This window comes from Burkholderia sp. D-99, from assembly GCF_011605345.1.
Classification (GTDB): domain Bacteria; phylum Pseudomonadota; class Gammaproteobacteria; order Burkholderiales; family Burkholderiaceae; genus Burkholderia.
In genome coordinates, this window is sequence record NZ_JAAOXM010000007.1 from 85856 (window position 1) to 107886 (window position 22031).

Sequence of the window (22031 nt, forward strand, 5' to 3'; positions counted from 1 at the left end):
ATGCCCTCGAACTGAGTTGTCTACCGCCACACGCAGAGACGCCCCAAAGTCTCGTCAATACTATCGGTGTCGCCCGTCGCAAATTGAATCACGACGGCGCGATACCTGCCGGGCCGTATCGCGCCACTTCAGGAGCGATACTGATGTCCCACCTCGCAAAAGCCTTGCTTTCTAAGGCGCTCGTCTCATTCGATGATCTCCCCGACTCTGCCCACGTCGACGTGCGCACCGTTGCCGGCCTGTACGGCTGCGCGGTCCCAACGGTCTGGCGCCGGGTTGCGTCTGCACTGATCCCCGCCCCGAAGAAGTTCGGCCACTCTACCCGATGGAACGTCGGCGAGCTGCGCGCCGCTCTCACGGGAGCGCACGCATGACGAACCCGACGACCCAAAATGAAAAGGGCCGCGACTCCGGCAAGAGCGCGACCCAGACGACCCGAGGCAATGATACCCCGCTCGTCGACCATTCGACGTGCTTTCTCGACGTTCTCCGTAGTGCAACGGAACGCCTCCGCGTCCAGCGACGTCAGTACCGCGGGCGCGAGTTCCTCGACGTACGCTGCTGGTATCTAGACACTGATGGCGTATACCGTCCGAGCCAGAAAGGCGTCACCCTCAACCCGTCTCAGCTCGCCGAGCTCGTGCAGGCGCTGATGATCGCCGGCCGGGCGTTCGATGCGAAGGGGGTGAACTGATGAAAAACCGAACGGGTGGCATACTGTTGACAAGTAGCTCCAATGGGGCTAATTTCACGTCCATAGGGAAACGCAGTCGCGAGTCCCGTTTACCCCGAAAGGACGAAACCATGAAGCTCACGTTATCCGCGTGTCGCGCGGCTACCCATGCCTATCAAATACACTCCCCCCTCGCCGGAAGATCTCTCGGCATTGAAAAACAGTCTCGGGATGACCGGGAAGCAGATGGCCGATCTGGCCTGGCTTGCGGGCGACCAGCACTGGCGCAAGTACACGAATCCGAACCCGGATACCGGGCGTCAAATGAACCCGCAAATGCTATTCACGATGATGGCTCATTTGGAGCTCGACTCGGAGACCCTCGAGCGAATTCTCAACAGGATGCGGGCGGTCGGCGCGACGATCGATCTGGACAGCGAGTAATCGCCGGTGGCGCGCACGTTGCCGCGTTCCCGGATTCCCTCACATCATCGGCCGATCCGTTCGACCTCGTGCCGAGTTCCTGGCGCAACGGTCGACCGTCAAAGCCCGCGATCGCGGTCACCCAGGATCTGTTCGAGCTCGCCGGCATCCGCGCCGCGGAACACTGGCTGAAGGTTCGCCCCACCGCACGCCCGAACCCGTGGTGCCGGTCGACGTTCGACAATCTCGTCGCCGGCCTCGGTCGCATCCCCTCCTACGCCAACTGCCTTGCAGCGTTCGAACGCTCGTTCAAGCGCCGTATCGAAGCGGCCTCCCGCGCTGATCGAGAAGCATTGGAGGTGCGCGCATGAACTCGACCGCTCTCGAAATTGTCCGTCGCGCGCTTCGTGACGCGGCTATGTCCGACCACCCGAATGATGCTATCGACACGCTCGCCGACGCCCTGATGCGTCTGGCCAATCTCGCTCGTACGGAGGCAGCCCATGTCTAACAATAGCCGCGACTACGGTAAGTTTCAGCGCATCCCCGGCGTCAGCAGAGACTGCGCTATCAGCGGCCGAGCGATCTTCGGTCTGAGCATCGACGCGGATCATTTCGAGCCCGAGGAGCTCGAAGCCGCACTGCCTTTGTTGATCGACATTCTGCGCGAAGAGTACGAGCTCGCGCGGGGACGTGTCGAGGAGCGTCGCGCCCGTGCGGAGGTGTCCCATGGCTAACGTGGCACAAATACATCCGGCCGCGCCGTTCGCGTCGACGGCCGTCCAGCAACTGGAGCAACTCGAGGCGATGTTCCATGCGATCCGCAGCGAGCTTGAGACGGATTGCTATGCGTATCAGCTGGCGAATCTCGGACAAGAGATCGCGAGTGGCTTCGCGGCCACCATGCAGAAAGTCGCGACTTCGGAGGCTCGCCATGGCTAATCGGCAACCCGACGCGGCCGGACTGCTCGCCTTCTTCTGGGATCGCTTCGATTCGCGTGCCGCATCCGACGACGATCTGGCGTATTTGTCTGCGGCTACAGGAGAGGCAGCAAACATGGCCTTCACCCTCAGCACTCACATCGCGGGTCTTGCCGGCCTGATAGATGGTGACCGCGGCATCGAAGACAAGCCGCAATGCGGATCTCTTCAGGATACAGATCAGACGGCGTTGCTGTACCGCATCGCCGACGAAGTTGAGGCGATCGCCCGCATTGCCCATATCGGAAGCGAGTCGGAGTGTTTGCTGCGCATTCGACTGACGGAGAAGCTGGCGGCCAGCAAGTCTCGTCGTATCCAAAGAGATTTGCATTCCTCATCAGATAAGGCGACCGCATGAGTTCGACGAAGAGCCAGAGTATCCGGGCGCGCGCCAACTCCATGATCGAGCGCGAAATCGAGCGCTGCAAGAAACAGATGGGTGACCGCGAGTGGGAAAAGCACAAAGAGTGGGTGACAGCGAACATCGTGACTGCAGCCAAGATCTGGCTCAACCGGAAAGCAGCGGAGGGCCTGCTATGACGGACCATCTTATCGATTTTGCTCTCGACGATGAACTCGAGGCGAGTCGCATCGCGGCAGCGCGCTCAGCATTCTTCGCGCAGGCCCGCAGCGTGAATGACGAAAAATCACGGCCGGCTGTAACGCTCTCACGCGCCTCCGACATTGTGCCGGAAGCAATTCGCTGGCTTTGGCCGGATTGGCTCCCGGAGGGGAAATTGACCCTGCTGGCGGGATCTCCGGGGACTGGTAAGACGACGCTCGCACTCGCGCTGGCCGCGACCGTCACGCGTGGTGGCACCTGGCCGGATGGAACGGTCTGCAATCGCGTCGGTGATGTCCTCGTGTGGAGCGGCGAAGACAACCCAGCCGATACGATCGTTCCGCGGCTGATGGCGGCCGGTGCGGATCTTGATCGGATACACATCATCACGGGCCGCACCGACGGGAACGGAGAATTGCTTCCATTCGATCCGGCTGCCGACATGCCATTGTTGTCCGAGCGGCTGACAGATATGGACGCGGCGCGTCTGCTGATCCTCGATCCGATCGTTTCCGCAGTGTCTGGCGACGCTCATCGTGTCAACGACGTGCGACGGAACCTCCAATCGCTGGTCGACATGGCAAACGCACATGGTTGCTGCGTACTCGGCATTTCGCATTTTGCCAAGGGCACCAAGGGCAGTTCCCCCGCCGAGCGCGTTATCGGCTCACAAGCGTTCGTCGCGCTCGCCCGCATGGTGCTGATTGCCGGCAAGGACGAGACAGCCGAGCGCCGCATTCTGGCCCGAGCAAAATCGAATATCGCCCCGGATGACGGCGGCGTAGCGTATTCGCTCGAACTGACCGAAACGAACGGTATTACGGCAAGCCGGGTTGTATGGGGTGCGCTGATCGATGGATCGGCCCGAGACATTCTGGGCGACGTTGAGCAAGACGACGAAGAGCGCACCGGGCTGGACGATGCCTGCGAATTTCTGACCGGTCTGCTGTCGGATGGACCGGTCAGAACGAAGGTTCTGAAAGCTGACGCGGACGGTGCCGGTTTCAACTGGAAAATGATGCAAAGGGCCGGAAAAAAACTCGGCGTGGAAACACGCAAGATTGGGATGAAGGAAGGATGGGAATGGGCGCTCGCGAAGGAGACAGCCCCCGAAGAAGACACGAAGAATCCCACTCTCTATACCGTGTCCTCTTCGGGAAGTCGTGTCCCCTTCGGCTCTGGCAAGGGTTTGCGGGCGGTCGATTTTGGCGATTCTACCGAAGGGGACATTGCCAAGGGAGTGTCGTCTTCGGAGAATTCTTCCGAGAATCCGTGCGGAGAATCGGAGACGGACCTATGAACGCCATCGCAATTGTCAACAAAGCGAAAGCTATGGGAATCCGTCTGAGCTCGAACGGCGACAAGGTGAAGCTGCGCGGGCCGGCTGACGCTATTGCCGTCATCAAACCGGAGATCGCTGCTCATAAGTCGGAAATTCTGGCCCACCTTAGAGCCGCGGAAGTCGAAGAGGCGGAGACTCCCGCCGATTGCGTCGGGGCGCTCCGTGAGCCAGGCGCCGGTCTATATCTGCCTTGGGGGCCGTATCTCGACTCGACCCGGCTCAAATCCATACAACGCGAGCTATTCAAGGTCGTCGACGAGCTCGCGAGATTGGAGCACTGGCGCGACGACACCTACGACCTAGTAATCGGCGCGATAGAACGTCAGCCACTATCGACGCTCTTGCCCGACCTTGGCTATTTCAGGGACCGACTTCAGATTGCGCGAGCCGAGAATCAGGCGCGGCAGGCAGCCGCCCAGCGGGCGTGGAGGTTCAATCGATGAGTGCCATCAACGCACGCGGCCGCGAGTCGCGACGATGTATGGCTTCTTCAGCTTGACGGGCATGGGATCATATTCGGATGCGGCAACACGACACACGAACAGGGGGTAAATGATGATCGATGGCTTGGTAAGCGGGCGCCTCTACGGCGAAGCCCAGATCGGAACAGGACAGAATGGAAAGCGGTTCGTGACATGCAAGGTGCGCGCGACTGCTGGCGACGGCGAAACGCTGTTCGTGAATGTGATCGCGTTCAACGTCGATGTACAGACTGCATTGCTCGCTCTCGACGACGCGGACAGCGTATCGCTCTCGGGCGCGCTTACGCCAAAGGTCTGGACTGACAAGAATGGCATCGTGAAGCCGGCGCTCGATATGGTCGCCCATGGTCTTCTGACGGCATATCACGTGCAGCGCAAGCGGAAGGCAGTTCATCCGCCCGCGTCAGACGAGCCCAAGACGGCCGGCACGAACGACGATCTTTGAGGGAGGGCACATGAACTTCTACAAGCTCAAGGAGGCTGCGGCAGCGATCGCTGCAGAGCTCTACCCCGCTGACGCTGCCGACGATAGCAATGATCCGCACGCGGACGTCGAGCGTTGCTATCTCGCTGCGCTTCAGCACGCCGTCTGCGAAAACGAAATCGTCTATCGCGATCCGGGTAGCAAACTGCCTATCCGGCAAGACGGTATCGCGGCCTTCATGACCTCAACCTGGTGCATCGTCAGCGATGCCGACCTCAATGCGTGGCTCGATAGCCTCGGCGTTGGTGTTCAGTTGCCAACCGAGCCACGCGGCGTCACCGCTCAGGCGCACGAATCCGATAGGCCGGCAGCGCAGACGGACGAGTGGCCGAAGAGTACCGCGCTGGCGAACGCTCTAGGACCTTTCATTGGTCGCCCCAACGGGGTTGATTGGCTGCAGAAGAGATTGGGCGATGCTGAGGACTACCCTGCTCTGAAAAAATATCGGCGAATGGAAGAGAAAAAGCGGGTGGCGCGTTGGAATGCCGCTGGCGTAGCGCTCTATTTGGTTAATGAGGAAGAATTGTCTGCGGAAAATGCACGAGCCGCACTGCAAAAGCACTACCCCCACTCAGTCGACCTTGTGGGCGATCTCGGTCTTCCGCAGAAAACGGTATCGGCTACCTGGTACCCGAACGACGGCGACTAGTCGTATGGCCTACTCCGGTGACTCTACGGTCACCGTACGGTCGCGCTGACCGGTTACCGGAACTACAGTTCTCTCGACATCTGACGTCCGCATAGTGCGGCCGCCCCGACCGAGAGGACTCTATGGCACGCACCCAGCAGCCCATCCCCGCCGCCCAGGCGAAGCCCGATTTGACCATCGACGCAGAGACGATCAGCAATCTGCGCGAACTGCTCGATCAGCGCAAAAAGCTCGACGACGCGGTCAATGCTGCGCCGGCCGAAATCAGCGCGCTCGAATCCGAGCTCTCGAGCCTTCGCCAACAAATGGCGACCCTCGATGCCGAAGTCGTGCTCATCGACGATGCGCAGCTACCCGCCAAGCAGAAGCAGATCAAGGCGCTGGACGGAGTCATCGCGGAGAAAGGTTTCTCTGTACGTCGCGCGCAGGCGCGTCTCGAAACGCTTGAGGCCCTCGCGCCGGACCTCGACGAAAAAATCGAAATCGCAATTGGCTTCGTCCGCGTCGAGGCCAGTATCGCGGCGCAATCACTGCGATCCGACATCGCCGAAGAGCTCCGCGGCAAGCTGCACGAGCTGCAGCTCATCTACGCGAAGGTTCGTGCACTGCACGGTCTCGTACGGGCCGACCGAACGGGAGACTTCCTGCAGAGCGCGCTCATTCCGGACCTCGATCATTGCATGCGCATCACTACGCGCAGCGGGACTTACGAAGCGTCCACCAATTTGCTGGAAACCAGGAGCGATGACACCGCAGCGGCAGAGGCACAAATCTCTGAAGCAATGCGACCGATCACGGACGTGTTGGTGCTCGCGCGTAAGCACAGGCCATATGTGCCGCTCGCAAAACGCCCCGCTCCGTACGTCCGCAAGGGTGCTTGGGATGGCCCTGGCGGCCGCATCGATCGCCCGGAAGAACCCGAAGTACCGCCGGTTCGCATGAAAACGATCGAAGAGGCCCTCACCGAGCCGTACGAAATCAAGGGCGACTCGAGCGGATTCCGGACGTGGCAGAAAGCGAATGAAATGAATATCGGGAAGGAACTCGCAAACCGAGACGACCTCGGCAAGTTCGAAAGCGAAGATTGGACGAAAGCGGACCAGCAGCGCTTGGCTGCTCTCTAAGCCGACCACGCGAAGCTCTGGCGTGAGGCGGCGTGCCTTGTCGAAGTGCCAAGCCCCAGCCGGCGGTGGGTAAAAACACCGGCAACTGCCGATGCTTTTGGAAGCGGAACCTCTCCCAGCTACCCCGCTGGGTTCTAACGCGGCAGGCGGCAGTAACACCAAAGGGAATGGTTAGCACTATCAAGTGAGTGAACGAAGGCTATAGCAACGAGGAGGCATGTGATGTTTCGAATTGATGACGCAACTGCAGCGTCCTCGTTGCCTACACAGGAAAATGCAATGTACCAATACGATGACCCCACCGCAGTTTCGGTAATGCCCGTGCCGGCCGCGGCTGGAACCGCGGGCTTCTTTACGGACGGGAATCCTGCCACGGCGGTGCCGTCGACTGTTTTGCGCGCGGACTTCATGAACACCCTGATGATGGAAGTCTTGAACGTCTTGAGCGCTGCGGGGATCGCTCCTGACAAGACGAAGCAAGACCAGCTTCAGAAGGCAATCAGTGCATTGTTGCAACAGGCGACTCGCACAAGGCTCACACAGAACACGAACTTCTACGTCAATGCATCGACGGGCAGCGATAGCAACAATGGGCTGACGTCCGGGGCTGCGTGGGCGACGATTACAAAGGCGCTCACGGTACTGCAGCAGAACTACGATCTCGCGGGGTACACGGCAACAATCAACGTTGCTGCTGGGTCGTATGCCCCTGGCATCGCGATCGGGGCGTTCTTTGGCGCGCTCGCTTCTAATTCTGTACAGGTGGTGGCGACGGGATTAGCGACTGTCACGAATCCATCTGGTGGCTCAGCAGCTTGTTTTTATGCAACTGCTGGGGCGCAGTTCGCTATATCGGGCCCGTTTACGCTCGTGAACAATAGCAACGGGTCATCGTGTGCGCAGGCATCCGGCTGGGGATCGATTCTGAACATCGGCTCCGGCTTGACCTTGGGGTTCTCAGCTGGGTCACATTTCCTCGCAAATGCCGAGGGCGTGCTCAATATCAACGCCAACTACTCGATTGCGAATAACGGCGGAGCTGGAAGCCACTACAACGTCGCGAATGGTGGCTCATTGAACGTCGCCGGGGGTATCACCGTTACGATCGGGACCAGCATCGGAATCACGAATGCATTCGCATTTGCGAACGGTCTATCGCAGATCAATGCGGTCGGGATCACCTTCTCCGGAACATCGAACGTCACCGGATCCCGATATACCTCGCAGACAAACTCCGTGATCAACACGAACAGCGGAGGTACGAATTATTTCCCGGGCTCCACAGCTGGCTCGTCGTCGACTGGTGGACAGTACGTTTGATGAGATTTCACGTAGTACGTTTCAGAGTTGGAACGGCCAACAGCGCCTCCGAAGACAATAGCGTCACGCCATAAGGAAAGCCTGCAATGGCATCGAATTCGTTCAATCTCGTCATAAGTGCGACCGACAAGGCAACGGCCGTAGCACGGCGCGTCAATGATTCGATCGCGAAGATCACGAAACCGATCGCCGACGTCAAATCGTCGGTGGCTGCCTTCAACAAGGAAACCGGCCTCGACCAGCTCGGCAAGAAATTCGAATCGGTCGGGAAATCGGCGCAGTCCGTCGCACGCAGCGTCGCATCGATTGCGCCACCTCTCGCGGCAATCGTCGGCGTTGGCAGTGTGGCGGGCATCGCTGCATTTGCGACGAGCTGGGGGCGCGCGGCCACCGAAATCGCCAATACGTCGAGCGTGATTGGCGTTTCGACGACTGACCTGCAGCGTTATCGCGGCGCCGCTCGTGTCGCGGGCCTGTCTGCCGACGCAATGACGAGCAGTATGCAGTCGCTCGGAGACGCGTTCGAGGATGCATCAGCTGGTCGAAACAACTTCGTTGCCGGCGTTCTCTCCGACAAGGGGATCGGCATTCATCGTCTGAAGGATGGCACGATCGACGTCGTGCGCGGCCTTCATGACGTTTCGGCTGCGGCTTCTAAGATCACGAACGCGCAGGCGCAGCGCAAGTTCCTCGACATTTTCGGGCTTGGTGGCATCCAGGCGATGATCCGCCGCGGCTCCATCGACCAGTTCGTTTCGAAATTCGACGAACTCAACGCGACGATGTCGCCCGAGCAGATCGCGCAGGGCGAGAAATTCAATCAGTCCATGATCGCACTGGACGCGTCGGTCGACAAACTGAAGAACTCGGTCGGTTCAGCTCTTGCGCCGGCGCTCGGGCGCGCGGTCGATGAGTTCGCGCGCCTTGCGGACGATTACGGACCAAAAATCGCGCACTGGATCGACAACGTTGACTGGGACAAGACTGCGAAATCGATCGCTGACGTCGGTGAATCTCTGGGTGGCGTCAAGGGTGCCGCGCTCGCCATCGCCGCAGTGACGTTCGCTGGGCCGATCGCGGGACTTGCGTCTCTAATTGGGAAAGCAACGACTCTCTCCACAATTCTGATGCCGCTCGCGGCAAATCCGATCGTTGCCGGCGCTCTCGGTCTGATGTACAGCCAAGGTCTGAACAAAGGCGAAGGTGACACACGCCTGACGCAGCCGGGCGACGTATGGGACGGCGACCCGATTGGGACAAAACGTCGCAACGGCGCCGCGAAAGACCCTATGACGTCCTATGTCGTCAAGTACTTCATGATGAAGGGGTGGACTCGCCCGCAGTCGGCTGGCATTGCTGCGAGCCTATGGCCGGAGAGTGGATATAACCCACGCGCCGTCGGCGACAACGGACATGCATATGGGGTCGCTCAATGGCATGAAGATCGCCAGGCTGCGTTCAAGAAGATTTTCGGCATCGACATTCGCAAAGCGACGCTCGAACAACAACTTGACTACGTTGACCATGAGCTCCGCTACGGCCCGGACAAGGGTGCGCAGCAGGCCGGGATCCAGCTCATGGCACAAGACTCGTCGGTGGGGTCTGGTGGGGTTGTGTCCCGCCTATATGAACGCCCGAAGGATCCTCGGGAAGAGTACCGACGCGGCCAGATGGCGGCAGAGATTGATTCAGCGGTACGGTCGAGCTATGCGACGCAGAAGCTTGAGGTGACGATTCACATGCCGGGCGCTCCGCATGGTACTCGCGCGAGCGTGCACTCGAACGGCGAAGTCATGGCGACCGGCCAGATCGGTCATTCTTTGTTGATGGGGCCGTGATACGCGATGAGTGTGCATCTCTTCCGTGTCGGCAAGGTATGGCACTATCGCTTCCAGATCAACGGCGCACGCCAGCAACGCTCATCGCGTGAAACGGATCGGCAGCGCGCCGAGCAAGTTGCGGAGCGTGCATTTCGGGAGGCGAAGCTCTGGACGCGTGACAGCAAGGAGTTGCCGACCTTGCGTGAGCTCGTCTCTCAATGGCTAACGATCCACGAGCCAACGGCCAGTCGCGCACACATCAAGGTTGTGGAGACCTTCGGCCGGCTGCACCTCTACGGGCTGGCCGACGTGCTGATCGACGAACTGTCGACCGATCGCGTCGAGCTCGCGCGCGTACAGCATCTCGAATCGCATGCACCCGTGTCGGCCAACCAGTGGCTCAAGGTCCTGCGCCTGCTCTGCAACTGGGCGGTGCGTCGCGGCATCCTGCCGGTGATCCCGTTCCGTGTCCGCGCGCTGAAGGTCCAGAAGAAACCGCGAGCGATCCTGCCCGTGAAGCTGGCCCAGGATTGGTTGGCGGCCATCGACACTGCGGAAAGTGAGCGAAACGGCGTTCGAACCGCGGTGCGACTGATGCTCGGCATGGGCCTGCGGGAATCGGAGACCATCACGGCCCGATGGGAGTGGCTCGACATCGCTCGTCAGACCTACACGCCGGGTCGCACGAAGGGGCGCGAGGCCGATGCCATTCCCGTTCCTGCCTGGTTGATCGACTACCTGATGCTCGACTGGAAACCGGCCGGCCTGATCCTGCAGAAGGCGAACGGTCGCCCCTATCCGGCCGGCTTCACCCGCTCTGCGATGTTGGCTGCCAACCAGGCGGTCGGCGCACCACACATCACAGCCCACCGCCTGCGCGGCACGTTCGCCACGCTTCTCAGTGAGGCCGGTGTGCCAGTCCAATCTATTCAGCGTGCCCTACGTCACAAGAACCTGACCACAACAGCGGCGTATCTCGAGGTCGACATGGGCACTGTCGCCGCCGGCCAGCAACGCATCGCAGAGAAGATCGGTTTTGGATTACACCCGGATACTTGTGGCGCGCCACTGGCGAACGTCACCCCGCAACTCCAGCAATGACAAGGAATCACGATCCCAAATGGTCATCGCGATTTTTCGGCCCTGTCGATCGAGCCATGTTCGGCAAATGGCCACCATCGCCATGGAATTCCGCCCTTCGGACTACCGGCCCCCCCCCCCTCGAAACCGCCCGGGTCCTTCCGCAAGATTTCCGAACGGGCGGGAACGAAGACTCGCGGATTTCCACCAGCGCTGAGTTTTGAAATTTGGGTAACAGGTAACAGATCGTGCGATGAATCAGAGCGAGTTCGCGGCACTCCACAACGTCAGTCGGAAGACGGTCACAAAGTGGAAGGAGCGCGGCTGGCTTGTGTTTGCGGGCAATGAGGTTGATGTCGACGCGTCGAATGCGAACCTCAAAAATACCGCCGCGACGGTGGTGATCCTGTTACCCAAAGTGTTACCCAAGCACCGAAGGTAACAAAACTGTTACCCAAGTAGCGAGGAAGGTAACACGCAGAGCCGGTCTCGCCAGCGCACCGATAGATCAGGTGACTGCTTCCCGACTAGAGACCTCCAGTGGCTTGATTTCGACGTGGAAGACACCGATCGTTTGACGCACCGCAACAGTGCGAGTACACTCCGCGCCGCGGGGTGGAGCAGTCTGGCAGCTCGTCGGGCTCATAACCCGAAGGTCATAGGTTCAAATCCTATCCCCGCAACCAACATCGAAGCCCGCTCTGCGAAAGCAAGCGGGCTTTTGCTTTGGCTCGGCCACACAGCAGAAAGCCGGTCGCGCTACCCCTGCTCGCAGCACGGGGCTGAATCGGACAGCCCCGTTGCCACCCTCTCACAGATTTGAATCGGCATTCGATCGGGTCGCCACCGGAGCCGCCGAGGAATTCGCGACGGATGTGACCACGCACGCACGAGCGTTGTCATTGTCGGGCGGTGTGGAGCGTCTGGCTTCAGCTAGCCAGCAGCAAGCTCGGTTCCCGGCGTCCGAACTCGAGATGGTGATTGCCGGTAGAGTCTGGTGAATCGAAATGCGAAAGGCTAGCATCTATACCTTTAACGCTTGGAGCGATCGGTCATGGGTGTGGTGCATTCCGTTCTCGCGTGGATGCGTGATAGCACTAACGCCAGCCTTGCGGGCTGGGCGCAAGCCATTGGCGGCGCACTCGCCGTTGTCGCGGCCTTTCTGTTTCCTACATTGCAGTCAAGACGGGAAGCGAAGCTGCGTGCTGATGATCGGCGCATAGCAACGCTTGCGCATGCCGGTGCGCTGCGATTGATCGCTATCGAATGCGAAGAGGCGATCCATGAACTCGTCGGCACGCTGCAACTCGAGCCGGATTCGCCGCCTCGCCACTATGGGTTTCCTCTACCCGACCACCCGCAGCTTGGGATATTTGCAGAGGCGATGGGAGACCTGCTGCCTCGTATTTCCTCGCTGCTCCAGCAACCGGCCTTGCGTGACGATCAGATCAATGCATTGGTCGCAATCCGTAGCTGTTTGAAGGAAGCCAGGCTTCTTTTTGATGGCGTACATAGCCCATACCAAGAGTTTGACTCAAAAAGAAAGGAGCAGGCGCGCACGATCCTAGACCGGATCCAGACATTGCGACAGGAGGCTCAAACTGCCTACGCTGCCATTGCCGCAGGAGGTTAGCGGCAAGTCATCGAGCAGCGAGCACGTGATCGGTGAACCATGCTCATGCATCAATCAACTGAGACCACGGACCATGAACACTGTCTTCCTACTGATGGCTCAGTACAACGCGACAGCGATTGTCCCGATCGAACTCGTCTGCAGGGACTACTTCGGCGCAATGACTGTGCAGACGCTTGTACGTAAGATCTCCGCGGGCGAGATCCCATTGCCGCTGATCCGGATGGAAATGTCTCAAAAATGCGCGAAGGGCATCCACATTCAGGATCTAGCGAACTACATCGATGAGCGCCGGGCTGCCGCGCTAAAAGAATGCGCACAATTGCGTTCCTAGCCGAGCCAAGTCTTCTTTCGCGCTTTGTTCGGCGAGAGGAAAACTAGCTTTTTATACTCTACGCGACTCCCCATCTGTCGGGCAGATGCTACCGAATCGCGAAACTGGCTCAGATGTTGCTCTTGAGCCAAACTGACCCTTCTTGATTAAATCCGCTCCAGGCTGCCGCGCCTGCAGACTGAACTACGAACAGTTTGTCGTCTCGATGCATATGAGGTGACAAGCAATCACGAACTTGAACTGCCGTCTTATTCGTCACAATCACCCATGTCGAGTCGAGGTGATGCCACCAATTAGAAAATGACGTTTTCAGCGCGTTAATCAGGTTCGTGTAGTCGTGGCCATCTTTACGGGTGAGGTCATACCCAACGACATAAGTAATCATCTAGTCATCCATGCAAAAACATGTGGCCCGTGCGGGAGGATGCTCCCGCACGACAACTAACTTACTTCTTCGGTGTTTTTCCGGCACCGTTGTGTGCCGGACGATCCATCTGATAGCTCTGCCCAGGCTTGGGCGTCGGCGGCATTGGCTTTCCCTTTACCGCGGTCCTTTCTTCTCCTGTTTGACCGCCACGGGGACCAACGATCCCATACTCGCCGGATCTAGGGGCGGGTTGCCCTGGTTTTAATTTGCCCGTCATTTTCATAAGCTCCAATTGCGCACGACAGTCTTGACGTCGGCTTTTTTCCGACTTAAAGTCGCGCACTGCACAAAAACAGCCGCTTATCGCCCTGGAAAGTGACAGCGGCTGACCACGCGTCGATCCGATTCCCAGTTTTACCGGGATCGGATCAGCGCCGGTAAACACTACCGTAAACAAGATCGTCGCACAAATTGCGAGCCACCAAATCTGGTGTTAGCTGTCTTGGATACGTCTAGGTGTAGTGGTTGAACAACGATTGTGATATGAAGTATTTAAATAAAATTCAGGTGAAAGAACTCGTATTTCTACCACCTAGATTTAGGCTAACTTTCCTCTCGGATCGACCGTATCCGCGCACATCAGGTAACGGCAGCCAATCATCCTGAAAAGTCGCGGCCATCATCGAGAGATGCTTCAAGGCGCGCCATTTCGATAGCGTCTTGCCGACCGTCTAGCCATCTCGCATAGGTTGTCAGGAATGTGTCGACACTGTGCCCTAACTGCTTCGCGCAAAATGCGGGCGTCATCCCGGCCATCAGCATTGCAGTCGCGTAGCTATGGCGCATGTTGTACGGCCGGCGGTAGCGGATTCCGAGTCGTTTGAGAATCGGAGTCCAGAAGCTTCGACGGAATGCCCGTTCGTCCTCCCATTGCGTGCCGTACCGCGGATCCTGGAAAATTGCTTCGTCAGCGATTCGGGGGAGTGATCGCTGACGCGTCAATGCGGCAAGTGCCCGGCTATTGAGACGAACCATGCGGGCAACTGCCGTTTTCGTTCGATCCTTGTGCTCACCACGCACGAGCGCTTCCGCGACCACTATCGTTCTGTTAAGCAAGTCCACCTTCGACCACTGCAAACCAAAGACCTCTGATGTCCGCAGGCCGCTCCAGAACCAGAACTCGATGAGGTTATGCACTTGCCCAGAATGGATGCGCCCTGCCTCCGCGATGATCTTTTCCGCTTCGTCGCGTGCGAACGGATCGGGCGGCCGTTTTTGATGCTTGGCACGCGGCACGTTCGCTGCAGGATTGCCCGTCAGAACGCTGTCGGACACGGCTAGGTCGAGCGCTTTTCGCAGCACCGAAACATAGTTGTTGATCGTCTTGCCGCTGAGCTCGGGGCGGCCAGCTATCGCGACCAAGATATGGCTCAACTTCAGTTCGCATAGATCGATCATCCCTAGCAACCGGTGGTCACGATCACTTTCCGCAAGCCGCCAAAAGCGGATTGCGCTTTCGTACCCCTGCTTTGTCGACGGTTCAATACGCTGCGCAGCAAGCCAAGTGTCGAACCATGTGGCTACGTTTGGCATCGTGTCATCTCCACATTCATCGTGGATCGAATAGATCTAACGCACGCCCCGTTGACCGAAGTGATTGAACTGCAAAACGGCACAGACATGACGCACGGACCGTTTGCGCTCGAAAACCAGCGCAAGCAACTGATTCGATAGCCATTTTCGCGCACCATCTCGCAACAAATTGATCGACGAAAGTTTGTATCGAACTCTTCGGAGACGTTGCCCAGCAACGCTTTGCAGCACGGTGCACAATGCGCCGCTTAACTTACGCCGCGTTGAAGGCGACGCTCTGTGGGGTCGAGTTCGGCGGCGACACCTCGAGCCCATTTGCACCAACCCTCGTAGTCGCTCGATGGCCCAGCGCCAAGATACTTTTGGCGATCAAGCTCTGCCAGGTATCGACGGATGGATTCGGCGCGAGTCCACGATTCGACCTCAGACAGCAGTTCCTCGTACTGGATGTGCTCGTCAATTGCGTACCTGGCACGATCGGCATCTCGCTGCCGTCTCAATCTGTTTTGCTTGCGCAGTCGCCTTGGCGCTTCGTGCTCGATCAGTTCGGCGATAGTGATGGACCACGGTTCGCCCGGGCTTAACGACGGCAGACCAGGCCGAGGTAAAAGATGGCCCCGCTTGCGATGAATCCAGTAGGCTTGCGGCGGCAGCGGAACCTGCAGTTGCTCGCAAGCCCATTTGATAGTCGGACGGGAAACGCCGAACTCTTTTCCCAGTTCGATCATTGGGATTGACCAAACTTGTTCGTACAACGCTTCGCGGTCGATTCGATTTGACGACGACATGGCTACCCCCTATCACGGTCACCTAGTCCATCGCTGACCGAACATTTGCGGCGCCATGTATTCGGCCCGCAAACGATCAATCGCATCTGTGGTCTACGGTCGAGCGACCTCTCGCCGTGCGTGCTTGCTTAAACGTTCCCGGCGTGGACGATTGGCAATGGCCCACGGAGCGTGAAGATCGAGGGTCCCTTAGAGGTCAAGGCAAGCTGCAAGCTTAGAGGAAGACTTTGACAGCCCTGGTCCTGCCAACTCCATGTGTTGCACCCTCACGGCTGCCGACGCGCCAGCGCGCTAGTCGGTTGCACTCGCGACCTGTTCGTCCAGCAAACGGCTAATTAGATCTGTGAGCGGATCAAGATCGAGTTTTACGCCGCTGGCCTGAGAGCGATCCGCCACCTTTAAAGCAGCTACGTACTCGCTCCTGTTGTCACACAGCAACTCAGGGAGTGTCTTCTTGCCTGGCAGTGCTCCACCGATCCTCAAACAGGCTACGAAATACGCAGCAGCACGCGCGGTTCGCCCATTTCCATTTACGAACGGATGGATATGATTAAGGCGCCATAGAACAAAGGCAGCGAGCTTGGGCGCATCAAATTTGGTCCACCTTGAGTTGACATAGTGGACGAAGTGTTCCATCTGCGCTGGCACTGAATGAGGCATCGGCGGTCGATGGTCGTCCTCATTCTTCCCCAGCTCGACGATGCATGGCCTGTACTCCCCTGCGTAGTCATGCAGGCAGGCGATAGCATGATAGTTCAGCGCCTTGATGATTCTTTCAGAGAGCCATTGTTGTTGAGCTCCCTTGGCGACCTCTATCAGTGATAGCAGGAAAGAGAATTGGCGGGCGGTGTTGGCAACTTCGAGCTGCGTGTAATGCTCGTTCTTCTCGCTCTGCGCCAGTTCCCAGAGGATCATACCTTCAGACGGCAGCGTGCTGCTTCACTAAATTCTCAACCTTCTCGCGAGTCATACCTTCGCGCTGCCCCATGACGCTGTAGACGAACGACACGCGCTGTTGTTCGATGTCCGCCGTGGTCAATTGCTTCTTTGCCGCTGCAGCAAGACGGGCGAGCAGCTTGCCATCTGTTTTCCTGGCAACAACCTTCATAGTTCGTTCCTTGGCACGACCGCACCTGTGGATAACCTGCTTGCGAAGCTATGGGTAGGTGCGAACGGCAAAATTTGAATGTGAAAAAAACTGCCGCAGGGCAGTTATCCACAGGTGACATCCGCGCATCGAAAAATTCGGCGGAGAGATCCGCTCGACCAGCGCAGTGACCGAACTATATCAAATTGCTTATTTTTGAGCCCGTGAAAATTGAGTACCAAATCGACCGTTGCGAATTTGGCAGTGCCCGGCCCAACCTCGCGCATTCGGCCTGCAGATGGTCGATCGCATCTGCGGCGTTCCAGTCGAGCGACAACTCGCGGCTCACGCAACGGTCCACCCGAGCGCGAAACCGCCGCACCAAGTCATCAAACCTGCCCATGTCACTCCTCAGCGCTCGCCATACACGGGGTTACCTTCTATCCCGCTAAGGCATAATGCACGCGAATCGAGTGACGCCGCCACACGGCACAGCGAACTCGACGTCGATGGGTAGCCAGATGGGTAGCCAGCACAGCAGTCGCCCCACGCCATCCACACAACACATTGATTATTAATGATTTTATCAAAAACACCAAAGCAGTACGATATCGTGCTGATGTAAGGCTCCTCCCATCCGCCGCCGGCTTCGCCGCGCGGCGCTTCGATGCGGCGCCCGGGCCGCTCGCGCATGCCGCGTCAGCGCCCGCCGCCGCCCTTTCATTGACCCTTTTCGCACTCACCACACACCATGAGCCAAGGCCACAACCGCCGTCAGCGCAAGAAACTCCATATCGGCGAATTCCAGGAACTCGCGTTCAACGCGACCGCGCATTACCGCAACGAGATGACCGACCTCGAACGCGGCGAACTGATCGATGCGTTCATCGACTTCGTCGAAGCGAACGGGCTGCTGACCGTCGCGTCCGCGGACGAAGGCATCGGCGCCTACGTGATCTCCGGCGCGCCGCGCGGCACGACGACCGACGCCGATCGCGAGCTCGTGCGCGGCTGGCTGGCAGCACGGCCGGAACTGACCGACGTCAAGGTCAGCGAATTCACCGATGCGTGGTATCCGGACGCCTGACTTTCCGGCTTCTCCCTGCATCGGGCAGCGTCGGCCCTGCTCGCCGTCATGGCGGGCCGGGCCGACGCCTGCCTGCACTGCCTCCTCTCCCGCTCCCCCTCCCTTCCCCGTCGCCCGACACCCGCGCGACCGGCACCGACTCACACGATTCGCACCGCGTCGACCGTGATTACCCCGATTCCGGCAGTGAATCGGACGCTTACTTCAATTTAACGATCGTTAAAGGACGTCTCCTGCCGGCAGACCTACTCTGATCGCCAGGAATCCGGTGTTTTCCGGCACGATCGGCAAGCAATACGAAAGAATGCAAACCGCTCGCCCGACAGGTGTTCCGGCTTCCGGTACAGGCGAAAACGCGACACGGCGACAGGTCAATCAGGGAGACAACCAACGATGCGCCAGCCGCTTCCCCATCGTGGCGACGAAAAACCGGCGCACGCGAAGGCCGCCTGACCCACCCCTTCAATCGATACGAGGATGACATGAATACGCCGAACACCCATCAAGCAGGACTCCGAATGATCATGATCGCGGCAGGCGTTGCGGCGCTGATGTCGCTGTCCGCGTGCGGCGGCTCCGGCTCGCTGAGCCAGGGCACCGGCGGTGGCGGATCGGGTTCGGGCGATACGACGGCCACGACCGGCGGTACGGGCAACGGCTCCGGCAACGGGTCGGGAACCGGCTCGACCGTCGGCAGCACGGGCAGCGGCTCCGGTGGCACCGGCAGCACCTCGGGCGCGGGCACCTCGGCCAATGCGCTCGGCCAGACGATCGATTCGTCCAGCAACATCGTGACAGCCGCGGGCGGCACCGTGTCGGGCGCCGGCACGGTGATCGCCGGCCAGTCGCTGCCGGGCACGAACGCGGCGACCACGCAAGGGCTCGGCACCGTCGTGCAGGACGCCGGCGCGGCCGTCACGACGCTCGGCAACGGCGTCGGGTCGGGGCTCGGCCAGCTCGGCGCGTCGTCGAACCCGGTCGGCACGACGGTCGCGAGCACGGGCGGCGTCGTCACGAACCTCGGCAACGCAGTCGCCGCGACCGGCGGTGTCGTGTCGAGTCTTGGCGCCAGCGGCTCGGCACTGGCCCCGCTCGCCCCCGTCACGTCGCCCGTCGGCGGCGCGATCACGACGCTCGGCAATACGATCGCGGGCGGCGGCACAACGCTCGGCACCCAGCTGTCGACCGGCCCCGTCGCGCAGGTCACGGGCGCCGCCAGTTCGGCGATCACGCCGATCACGACGACGGTCGGGTCGGTCACGCAGACCGTCGCAGCGAGCACGCCGCTCGGCGCGCCGCTCACGAACCTCGTGACGACGGTCGGCAACGGTGTCGCGAACGCCGGCACGACGATCGCGAAGACCGGTGGCAATCCGGTCACGACCGGCGTCGGCAACGTGGTGACGGCAACCGGCAACACGGTGGCCACGGCCGGCACGACGCTGCTCGGCGGCAGCGGTGCCGCGACAAGTCCGCTCGCGCCGGTCACGGGGCTCCTGTCGACGGGCGCACTCGGTGGCACGACGGGCGGCAGCAGCCCGGCAGGCGCGCTCACGTCGGCGGTCGGCACCGTGACGGGAGCGGTGTCTGGCGCGGCCGGCGGCTCGCCCGTCGCGGCGCTGACGGGCAGCACCGGTACCGGAGCGATCTCGAAGACGGGCGGCGGCGTGCTCGCACCCGTGACGACGACGCTCGGCGCACTGGTCAAATAAGCAGCCGGCACGGGCGGCGCCCGGATCGTCATCCTCGACGGTCGGGCGCCGCAGCGGCATCCTCGGCCGTCATCCGGCATCACCCGCGTCACCTCCGATCCCTACCTTTTCCCCACAGTCCGCCTGCAACCGGCCATCAAAATCGGTCCTGAAAGCAAGACACGTTAAAATCTCACCTCGCGTGGTGCGCCGCCCGCACCCGCCATCCATCGCCAGCCGCGTGCCGTAGGGCCGCCCCCGACCCATGGAGTGAGTGTCAATGAGCGGCGGACTTCCGTTTCCCGCATCCCGCAAGTCGTTACCGTCCTCGACGGTCTTCCTGATTCTCGCCGCCGCCGTGCTGCTGTCCGGCTGCGGTCTGCTGCCGGTCCAGAACCCGCCCGCGCCGATCAGCGAGGCGCTGGTCGAGCACGTCGAGGAAACCGCCGGCGAGCCGCTGACGATGCCGCCCGTGCCGGCGCCGACGCATCCGGAGGCGCCGGAAGCGCCGAAGAAGCCGCACCGCGAAGCGACGCGGCCGAAACCCGTGCAGCGCCCCGAAACACCGACGCCTCCACCGCCCCCGCCGCCACCGATCGTCGCGACGCGCCCGCTCGACCGCACCCAGATCCATGCGCTGCTCGACAGCGAGGTCGCGCGCCGCAACGGCAAGGTGATCGGCCGCGCGGTCGACATGGTGACCGACGCGAGCGGCAAGCCGCGCGAGATGATCGTCAACCTGCAGGGCTTCATGGGCGTCGGCGACCGCAAGGTCATCTTCCCGTGGAACGTGTTCCGCTTCACGCCGGGCGGCAAACAGGAACCGATCGTGCTCGACGTGCCGTCGGGCGACCTGCCGCCGGCCGCGCGGCCGAAGGCCGTGCCGCTGTCGGGCTCGGCCGCGGCCTCGCCCGCGACACGGCTGCCGATGCTCGACAGCGATGTCGAGCGCCCGAACGGCACGAAGATCGGTCGCATCGTCGACGTGCTGATCGACCGCGCGTCGCAGCCGCAGGCCGTCGTGCTCGACCTCGGCGGCCTCGTCAATACCGACCGTCGCTCGATCGCCGCGAGCTGGGGCGCACTGCGCTTCGTCACGCGCGACAAGGCGCTGCACCCGCAGCTGGACCTGAACGACGCACAGATCAAGGCGTCGCCGCCCTACGCGGCCGACAAGCCGATCGTCGCGGTCTTCCCGCCCGTTGCCCCGGCGCCGGCTTCGTCTGCGAGTGCGACCCGATGACGATCAAGCATTCCGTCAGCGTTCGCAGTCTCCGGTCCCTCGACTGGCTCAACTTCTTCGTTGCAAACGTTCAAACAGGGTTCGGTCCGTTCATCGCGTCCTACCTCGCCTCGCACAAGTGGACGCAGGGCGAGATCGGCATGGTGCTGTCGATCGGCACGATCAGCGCGATGGTCAGCCAGGTGCCGGGCGGCGCGGCAGTCGATGCGCTGAAGAACAAGAAAGGCGCGGCCGCGTGGGCGATCGCGGCCATCATCCTGTCCGCGGTGCTGCTCGCGTCGAGCCCGACCATCGTGCCGGTGATCGCCGCCGAAGTGTTCCACGGTTTCGCGAGCTGCATGCTCGTGCCGGCGATGGCCGCGATCTCGTTCTCGCTCGTCGGCCGCGCCGATCTCGGCGACCGGCTCGGCCGCAACGCGCGCTGGGCGTCGATCGGCAGCGCGGTCGCCGCGGGCCTGATGGGGCTCACCGGCGAATACTTCTCCGCGCGCGCAGTGTTCTGGCTGACCGCCGTGCTGGCGCTGCCCGCGCTGTTCGCACTCGCGATGATCCAGCCGACCCACGAGGTGATCCCGCAATCGTCGAAACCCGACGAGCACGACGAAGCCGGCGAACGCGAAACACTGGTCGAACTGCTGCGCGACCGCCGGATGCTGATCTTCGCGGCCTGCGTCGTGCTGTTCCACCTGTCGAACGCGGCGATGCTGAACCTCGCGGCCGGCGAAGTCACGGCCGGGATGGGCGAGAACGTTCAGCTCGTGATCGCCGCGTGCATCATCGTGCCGCAGGCGATCGTCGCGATGCTGTCGCCGTGGGTCGGCCGCTCCGCGCAGCGCTGGGGCCGACGGCCGATCCTGCTGCTCGGCTTCTCGGCACTGCCGGTGCGCGCGCTGCTGTTCGCGGGCGTGAGCAGCCCGTACCTGCTGGTGCCGGTGCAGATGCTCGACGGCATCAGCGCGGCCGTATTCGGCGTGATGCTGCCGCTGATCGCGGCCGACGTCGCAGGCGGCAAGGGCCGCTACAACCTGTGCATCGGGCTGTTCGGGCTCGCGGCCGGGATCGGCGCGACGCTCAGCACCGCGGCGGCCGGCTACGTCGCCGATCACTTCGGAAATGCCGTCAGCTTCTTCGGGCTCGCCGGCGCCGGTGCGCTGGCGGTGCTGCTGGTCTGGCTCGTGATGCCCGAAACGCGCGTCGAGAACGGCGATGCGGCGGCCGACGAACCGGCCGCCGCATCGCCCGAACAGGCGCACTGACGCCCGCGCGCC

At 61.0% G+C, this 22031-nt stretch carries 29 protein-coding genes and 1 tRNA gene; 25 read left to right on the forward strand and 5 right to left on the reverse strand.

The annotated features are described in order from the left end of the window. Positions 1-143: 143 nt before the first annotated feature. The 21 genes from HAV18_RS24075 (at position 144) to HAV18_RS24175 (ending at position 12907) form a co-directional block, all read left to right on the forward strand. On the forward strand, positions 144-374 hold the full coding sequence (locus HAV18_RS24075; RefSeq protein WP_166960768.1) for an AlpA family transcriptional regulator: 231 nt from the start codon (positions 144-146) through the stop codon (positions 372-374). Continuing rightward, the gene (locus tag HAV18_RS24080) at positions 371-694 is read left to right on the forward strand and encodes a transcriptional coactivator p15/PC4 family protein (RefSeq protein WP_166960771.1); all 324 of its coding nucleotides are present in this window, start codon (positions 371-373) and stop codon (positions 692-694) included. The genes HAV18_RS24075 and HAV18_RS24080 overlap by 4 nt, the downstream gene beginning before the upstream one ends. A gap of 147 nt (positions 695-841) precedes the next feature. Further along, positions 842-1117 carry an XRE family transcriptional regulator gene (locus tag HAV18_RS24085; RefSeq protein ID WP_166960774.1) on the forward strand — a complete coding sequence of 92 codons (276 nt, stop codon included), beginning with the start codon at positions 842-844 and terminating at the stop codon, positions 1115-1117. 68 nt (positions 1118-1185) lie between these two features. Continuing rightward, a complete protein-coding gene (locus HAV18_RS24090) occupies positions 1186-1467 on the forward strand; it encodes a hypothetical protein (RefSeq protein ID WP_166960777.1) in 282 nt (93 codons plus the stop codon). Next, positions 1464-1607 (forward strand): hypothetical protein, encoded by a 144-nt coding sequence (locus HAV18_RS24095; protein WP_166960779.1) that lies wholly within the window; start codon positions 1464-1466, stop codon positions 1605-1607. Before HAV18_RS24090 ends, HAV18_RS24095 begins: the two co-directional genes overlap by 4 nt. After that, on the forward strand, positions 1600-1833 hold the full coding sequence (locus HAV18_RS24100; RefSeq protein WP_166960782.1) for a hypothetical protein: 234 nt from the start codon (positions 1600-1602) through the stop codon (positions 1831-1833). Before HAV18_RS24095 ends, HAV18_RS24100 begins: the two co-directional genes overlap by 8 nt. Then, a complete protein-coding gene (locus HAV18_RS24105) occupies positions 1826-2038 on the forward strand; it encodes a hypothetical protein (RefSeq protein ID WP_166960785.1) in 213 nt (70 codons plus the stop codon). The genes HAV18_RS24100 and HAV18_RS24105 overlap by 8 nt, the downstream gene beginning before the upstream one ends. Beyond that, positions 2031-2435 carry a hypothetical protein gene (locus HAV18_RS24110; RefSeq protein WP_166960787.1) on the forward strand — a complete coding sequence of 135 codons (405 nt, stop codon included), beginning with the start codon at positions 2031-2033 and terminating at the stop codon, positions 2433-2435. Before HAV18_RS24105 ends, HAV18_RS24110 begins: the two co-directional genes overlap by 8 nt. Continuing rightward, positions 2432-2617 (forward strand): hypothetical protein, encoded by a 186-nt coding sequence (locus tag HAV18_RS24115; RefSeq protein WP_166960790.1) that lies wholly within the window; start codon positions 2432-2434, stop codon positions 2615-2617. The genes HAV18_RS24110 and HAV18_RS24115 overlap by 4 nt, the downstream gene beginning before the upstream one ends. Beyond that, complete coding sequence (locus HAV18_RS24120; RefSeq protein ID WP_166960793.1) at positions 2614-3939, forward strand: AAA family ATPase; 1326 nt, start codon at positions 2614-2616, stop codon at positions 3937-3939. The genes HAV18_RS24115 and HAV18_RS24120 overlap by 4 nt, the downstream gene beginning before the upstream one ends. Continuing rightward, a complete protein-coding gene (locus tag HAV18_RS24125; protein WP_166960796.1) occupies positions 3936-4424 on the forward strand; it encodes a hypothetical protein in 489 nt (162 codons plus the stop codon). The genes HAV18_RS24120 and HAV18_RS24125 overlap by 4 nt, the downstream gene beginning before the upstream one ends. 112 nt (positions 4425-4536) lie before the next feature. Continuing rightward, positions 4537-4908 carry a single-stranded DNA-binding protein gene (locus HAV18_RS24130; protein WP_166961354.1) on the forward strand — a complete coding sequence of 124 codons (372 nt, stop codon included), beginning with the start codon at positions 4537-4539 and terminating at the stop codon, positions 4906-4908. A gap of 10 nt (positions 4909-4918) precedes the next feature. Beyond that, positions 4919-5596 carry a hypothetical protein gene (locus HAV18_RS24135; RefSeq protein WP_166960799.1) on the forward strand — a complete coding sequence of 226 codons (678 nt, stop codon included), beginning with the start codon at positions 4919-4921 and terminating at the stop codon, positions 5594-5596. Positions 5597-5718: 122 nt separating this feature from the next. Then, a complete protein-coding gene (locus HAV18_RS24140; RefSeq protein WP_208102102.1) occupies positions 5719-6720 on the forward strand; it encodes a hypothetical protein in 1002 nt (333 codons plus the stop codon). A gap of 279 nt (positions 6721-6999) precedes the next feature. Next, complete coding sequence (locus HAV18_RS24145; protein ID WP_166960802.1) at positions 7000-8040, forward strand: hypothetical protein; 1041 nt, start codon at positions 7000-7002, stop codon at positions 8038-8040. Between the two features lie 86 nt (positions 8041-8126). Beyond that, positions 8127-9878 carry a phage tail tip lysozyme gene (locus tag HAV18_RS24150; protein ID WP_166960805.1) on the forward strand — a complete coding sequence of 584 codons (1752 nt, stop codon included), beginning with the start codon at positions 8127-8129 and terminating at the stop codon, positions 9876-9878. Positions 9879-9884: 6 nt separating this feature from the next. After that, on the forward strand, positions 9885-10961 hold the full coding sequence (locus tag HAV18_RS24155; RefSeq protein WP_166960807.1) for a site-specific integrase: 1077 nt from the start codon (positions 9885-9887) through the stop codon (positions 10959-10961). Positions 10962-11193: 232 nt separating this feature from the next. Next, positions 11194-11382 carry a hypothetical protein gene (locus tag HAV18_RS24160; RefSeq protein WP_166960585.1) on the forward strand — a complete coding sequence of 63 codons (189 nt, stop codon included), beginning with the start codon at positions 11194-11196 and terminating at the stop codon, positions 11380-11382. 167 nt (positions 11383-11549) lie between these two features. Further along, positions 11550-11626, forward strand: a tRNA-Met gene (locus tag HAV18_RS24165). Positions 11627-11994: 368 nt separating this feature from the next. Continuing rightward, positions 11995-12573 (forward strand): hypothetical protein, encoded by a 579-nt coding sequence (locus HAV18_RS24170; protein WP_166960809.1) that lies wholly within the window; start codon positions 11995-11997, stop codon positions 12571-12573. 73 nt (positions 12574-12646) lie between these two features. Then, entirely contained in the window at positions 12647-12907 is a 261-nt protein-coding gene (locus HAV18_RS24175) for a pyocin activator PrtN family protein (RefSeq protein WP_166960812.1), read from the forward strand. A 109-nt stretch (positions 12908-13016) separates the two neighbouring features. Here the strand turns inward: HAV18_RS24175 and HAV18_RS24180 are convergent, their stop codons facing one another. From HAV18_RS24180 to HAV18_RS24205, 5 genes are all read right to left on the reverse strand, one after another. Continuing rightward, entirely contained in the window at positions 13017-13292 is a 276-nt protein-coding gene (locus HAV18_RS24180) for a SinR family protein (RefSeq protein WP_166960814.1), read from the reverse strand. A gap of 639 nt (positions 13293-13931) precedes the next feature. Continuing rightward, positions 13932-14867 (reverse strand): site-specific integrase, encoded by a 936-nt coding sequence (locus HAV18_RS24190; RefSeq protein ID WP_166960817.1) that lies wholly within the window; start codon positions 14865-14867, stop codon positions 13932-13934. Between the two features lie 248 nt (positions 14868-15115). Continuing rightward, positions 15116-15655 (reverse strand): hypothetical protein, encoded by a 540-nt coding sequence (locus HAV18_RS24195; protein WP_166960820.1) that lies wholly within the window; start codon positions 15653-15655, stop codon positions 15116-15118. Positions 15656-15946: 291 nt separating this feature from the next. Continuing rightward, a complete protein-coding gene (locus HAV18_RS24200) occupies positions 15947-16570 on the reverse strand; it encodes a Fic family protein (RefSeq protein WP_166960823.1) in 624 nt (207 codons plus the stop codon). Between the two features lie 4 nt (positions 16571-16574). Then, on the reverse strand, positions 16575-16763 hold the full coding sequence (locus HAV18_RS24205) for a hypothetical protein (RefSeq protein WP_166960826.1): 189 nt from the start codon (positions 16761-16763) through the stop codon (positions 16575-16577). A 730-nt stretch (positions 16764-17493) separates the two neighbouring features. Between HAV18_RS24205 and HAV18_RS24210 the strand changes: the two genes are divergently transcribed. The 4 genes from HAV18_RS24210 to HAV18_RS24225 all read left to right on the forward strand — a co-directional run bounded on the left by HAV18_RS24210 (position 17494) and on the right by HAV18_RS24225 (position 22019). Continuing rightward, positions 17494-17829, forward strand: coding sequence for a YggL family protein (locus HAV18_RS24210; RefSeq protein ID WP_166960829.1), 336 nt, complete (start codon positions 17494-17496; stop codon positions 17827-17829). A gap of 482 nt (positions 17830-18311) precedes the next feature. Further along, entirely contained in the window at positions 18312-19541 is a 1230-nt protein-coding gene (locus HAV18_RS24215; protein WP_166960832.1) for a collagen-like triple helix repeat-containing protein, read from the forward strand. A 259-nt stretch (positions 19542-19800) separates the two neighbouring features. Then, complete coding sequence (locus tag HAV18_RS24220; RefSeq protein ID WP_166960835.1) at positions 19801-20763, forward strand: PRC-barrel domain-containing protein; 963 nt, start codon at positions 19801-19803, stop codon at positions 20761-20763. After that, the gene (locus tag HAV18_RS24225; protein WP_166960838.1) at positions 20760-22019 is read left to right on the forward strand and encodes an MFS transporter; all 1260 of its coding nucleotides are present in this window, start codon (positions 20760-20762) and stop codon (positions 22017-22019) included. The genes HAV18_RS24220 and HAV18_RS24225 overlap by 4 nt, the downstream gene beginning before the upstream one ends. Positions 22020-22031: the final 12 nt, after the last annotated feature.